This is a genomic window from Bacillus sp. C30, from assembly GCF_040838255.1.
In the GTDB taxonomy this organism is placed as follows: domain Bacteria; phylum Bacillota; class Bacilli; order Bacillales; family Bacillaceae_G; genus Bacillus_A; species Bacillus_A mycoides.
Genome location: NZ_JBFPJH010000445.1, coordinates 1 through 2,358 on the forward strand (window position 1 = coordinate 1; position 2,358 = coordinate 2,358).

The window sequence follows — 2,358 nt, forward strand, 5'->3', positions numbered from 1 at the left end:
TAATATTTCCTTCTAATTGTGGTAAAAAAGACTTTGGTAATCTATCATTCCCACCTATTATTTCGCAAAATCCGCTCTCCTCTTGCATAATATATAAAAAACGTAACGTCTCAACGAATGACCTTTCTAAAAAACCTTCTAAATCTAATAGAACACCTATCATCTCAATCGTTACTGGCGAAAAATACGTATTATATTGATAAGGATGATATTTTAAAAATTGACCTGTAGAATATTTCCCAAAATCCTTTACTACAATATCCCAATTTTTCTCTGGGTTCTTTTTTATAAAATTTATAATGGGCTGTACCGCTAACATTAATAGTTCCTCAGACGTTTTCCCAACTTCATTCATTTCCACAGGATATCTTAAAATACTTGGATCTTTTTCGTATTGTTTTAATGTCGTTTTCCGACCATTTACGTAGATAATATCTGTCTCATTCCTATTAATAAAAGGGCTCACCTGTAGCCCAAACTTTCTTATATATGCCATCGTTAATGTATGCGAATACGGAATTCTCATCGCTCCAACATCTAAATATAATCCGGTATCTTCCATCCTAACTGTCTCTATGCGGCCACCTACACGGTTGTTCGCTTCAAAAACCTTCACTTCATGCCCTGCTGCTTTTAATAAAGATGCCGAAACTAATCCAGCCATACCAGCCCCTACTACAATGATTTGTTTCGGACGTGTCGTCTTCTTCAATCCCTTATTTATAACTTTTAACGTTTCATCCATCTCATTGTTAAACATTATATCTTTCTGCACAATCCCACCCCTTACTTCATGAAATACAAATTAGTGGTTTAGTGCATTTTATTCATAAATTCACTTAAACATAACACCACCACAATTTGAAAATTCACTAAAAATACATAAGGTGCAGCTCTCCCCCTTCCACATGCTTCATATGATAAACATACAGATAGTAACTGTATGGAAAGGGTGGATACACATGAAACGTACTTACGATTATCAGGCTACAAAAAAACATTTAGAATTAAAGAAACAGCAGTTATGTAAAAAACTCACTAGCGTTAAACTAACTGAAGAAGAACGCAAGCAAATACATTTAGAAATTGATAACTACGAATATATATTAAACTTAGTCGAAATGAATCATTATGAACGAGGGTTTTCTCATTAAAAGCGGATAAAAAATTATTCACTTTTCCTTTTGAGCATTTCATTACGCATTTTTCGTAAGTAAATATATAATAGGATGTACATTAAGATTGAGAGGTATATTCTATGATCAAATTAAGTGTATTAGACCAATCACCTATTTCAGATGGTAGCAAAGCAGCCCAAGCTATTTCACATACAGTTACGCTTGCACAAGAAGTTGAGAAACTCGGATTCACACGTTTTTGGGTATCCGAGCACCATAATTCAGTTAGCTTAGCTGGTTCAAGTCCAGAAATACTCATTTCACATATTGCCGCGAAAACTGACCGTATTAGAGTTGGTTCTGGTGGTGTTATGCTGCCACATTATAGTCCATATAAAGTTGCCGAGAATTTCCGCGTTTTAGAAGCACTTTATAAGGGCCGCATCGACCTTGGTGTCGGGAGAGCGCCTGGTGGTATGCCGATAGCAACTCACGCACTTCAAGAAGGTAAAATGGTCTCACTTGATCAATATCCAGAACAAATTGCAGATGTTGCTATGTACTTACATGATCAAGTACCAGAAAACCATCATTATGCAAACTTAAAGGCTACTCCAGTTATCCCAACATCTCCTGAAATGTGGATGCTCGGTTCTAGCGGAGAAAGTGCAATGATTGCCGCAAAGCAAGGCGCTTCTTTTGCATTTGCACAGTTCATTAACGGATACGGTGGCCCTGAAGTAATGAAGGCTTACCAAGAACAATTCCAACCTTCCTATTTAGGCGATAAACAAAAATCAATCGTATCTATTTTTGTTATTTGCGGAGAAACAAATGAAGAAGCGGAGAAGATTGCATCAAGCCTTGATTTATCGATTTTACTATTAGAACAAGGAAAACGGACTACTGGTACTCCTTCTATTGAAACTGCTCAAAATTATTCGTATAGTGCTTATGATCTATTCCACATAAAAGAAAATCGTCAACGTATGATTGTCGGTGATCCGTCTTCTGTGAAAGAAAAAATATTAAACTTAAGCAAAGCGTATAATACTGACGAATTTATGATTGTCACGATTACTCATCAATTTGAACATAAATTAAACTCTTATCGCCTATTGGCAGATGCTTTTAATTTATAATAACGAAAAGGAGATGCATCACATATGATGCATCTCCTTTTCTTACTACCAATCAATTGTTTTTGCTTCCTATATATTCAATAGCTTCTTTTAATAAC

At 35.5% G+C, this 2,358-nt stretch carries 3 protein-coding genes; 2 read left to right on the plus strand and 1 reads right to left on the minus strand.

Annotated elements, in window-relative coordinates; translation table 11 throughout:
• The coding region (locus tag AB3X49_RS21515) for a flavin monoamine oxidase family protein (RefSeq protein ID WP_367964628.1) at positions 1-775 on the minus strand (775 nt) is incomplete at its 3' end.
• A 187-nt stretch (positions 776-962) separates the two neighbouring features.
• Between AB3X49_RS21515 and AB3X49_RS21520 the strand changes: the two genes are divergently transcribed.
• Entirely contained in the window at positions 963-1,154 is a 192-nt protein-coding gene (locus tag AB3X49_RS21520; RefSeq protein ID WP_002012420.1) for a DUF3896 family protein, read from the plus strand.
• A 104-nt stretch (positions 1,155-1,258) separates the two neighbouring features.
• Positions 1,259-2,260 (plus strand): LLM class flavin-dependent oxidoreductase, encoded by a 1,002-nt coding sequence (locus AB3X49_RS21525; RefSeq protein ID WP_367964630.1) that lies wholly within the window; start codon positions 1,259-1,261, stop codon positions 2,258-2,260.
• Positions 2,261-2,358: the final 98 nt, after the last annotated feature.

What these genes read in the sequence shown, in the direction of transcription:
- AB3X49_RS21525 (WP_367964630.1), top strand. Translation starts at nt 1,259, where the DNA reads ATGATCAAATTAAGTGTATTAGACCAATCACCTATTTCAGATGGTAGC.
- AB3X49_RS21520 (WP_002012420.1), top strand. Translation starts at nt 963, where the DNA reads ATGAAACGTACTTACGATTATCAGGCTACAAAAAAACATTTAGAATTA.